Below are 819 nucleotides of genomic sequence, written 5' to 3' on the forward strand. Positions count from 1 at the left end.
AGTGACTATCCGGAAAGTGGCATTGCATGCAAGCCATTGTCCATGAGACACTTGCGGCTCGTGTGACCAGACAAGGATGTCAACATGGAAGGCAAGCCACGCAAGCCGTATTCGACCGATTTGACCGACGAGCAATGGGGGCTGTTGGAGCCGTTGCTGCCGCCCGCCAAACGCGGCGGTCGCCCCCGGACGGTCGACCTGCGCGAGGTGGTGAACGCCATCTTGTACCTGAACCGCAGCGGCTGCCAGTGGGAACTCCTGCCCAACGACCTGCCGGCCAAGAGCACCGTGCACGACTACTTCGCGGCGTGGCGGGACAATGGCACATGGCAACGCGTTCTGGACATCCTGCGGGAGGTCGCGCGGGAACACGCCGAACCGGAGCGACACGCGACGCCATCGGCCGCGAGCATTGACAGCCAGACGGTGAAGACAGCCGAGACGGCCGGGGACCGCGGTTACGACGGGGCGAAGAAAATCACCGGGCGAAAGCGGACGATCGCCGTGGACACGATGGGGTTTGTGCTGGCGGTGGCCGTCATGGCGGCGTCGGTCGACGACGCGAAGGCGGCCCGGCCGGTGATCGCCCAATTGAACGCGGAACGCTGCCCGGATTTGGAGTTGGTGTGGGCCGACACGAAATACCATAACCATGCCCTGCATGACGCCATCGCCCAGATGTATCCGGACGGGTGGCGTCTGGAGATTGTCAGTCGTCCGGCCGGGGTGAAGGGTTTTGTGCTGTTGCCGAAACGGTGGGTGGTCGAGCGGACGTTTGCGTGGCTCGGCCGGGCGAGGCGGCTGAGCAAGGACTACGAA

General features: G+C 64.2%; 1 protein-coding gene. It reads left to right on the top strand.

Translation table 11 applies throughout. The features are described from left to right. Positions 1-84 precede the first annotated feature (84 nt). Positions 85-819 (top strand): IS5 family transposase (locus BGIM_RS0100750; RefSeq protein WP_020467919.1); only part of this gene is annotated, 735 nt, incomplete at its 3' end.

Source organism: Zavarzinella formosa DSM 19928 (assembly GCF_000255705.1).
In the GTDB taxonomy this organism is placed as follows: domain Bacteria; phylum Planctomycetota; class Planctomycetia; order Gemmatales; family Gemmataceae; genus Zavarzinella; species Zavarzinella formosa.